Below are 576 nucleotides of genomic sequence, written 5' to 3' on the forward strand. Positions count from 1 at the left end.
TTTATTTCTAATATTAAACATAAAGCTTGAATGCCCATCAAAGATAAACTACACTTTCGATTAATGGATTTAGATAACTATATTTAAACTAAAAATTAATAACAACTCTGTTTAGCACTAACACTTAGTCTTTCGATTTATGTTTTGCTAATTAAGGTATGAAAGGAATATCGAATAACAACACGATGTATGAAATGTTATCAATTAATTACTCAACAAGCATGGCAACAATTACAACAACCCGTCGCCGAAACTCCGTTCGCTAATCAGGATTTTATTGACTTACCTAAAACACGGTTACAGGCATCAGGTTTTGAAAAAGTCCGTTTTCATTACACCGCAGCGCAGGATGAAGTCATTGAACATTGCATTAAATACCCTGAACAATGTCAACAGCTCTACGCTACCCTGCAAAAATTAGGGTTATATTATGGCAATAATCATTACGGACATGATAACGCCAAAGTCACCCAAGCCTTGAAACAAGCACTGACGACCGGTCAGGCACTATTAATTGAAAAACCACTCACGCTTGATTGTGGCTTATTACCACCGCAAACCCATTTTTCAACCCCA

At 36.1% G+C, this 576-nt stretch carries 1 protein-coding gene; it reads left to right on the forward strand.

The features are described from left to right. Positions 1–189: 189 nt before the first annotated feature. Positions 190–576 (forward strand): hypothetical protein (locus tag FcAc13_RS12075; protein ID WP_187756474.1); only part of this gene is annotated, 387 nt, incomplete at its 3' end.

Source organism: Frischella japonica, assembly GCF_014489845.1.
GTDB lineage: Bacteria > Pseudomonadota > Gammaproteobacteria > Enterobacterales > Orbaceae > Frischella > Frischella japonica.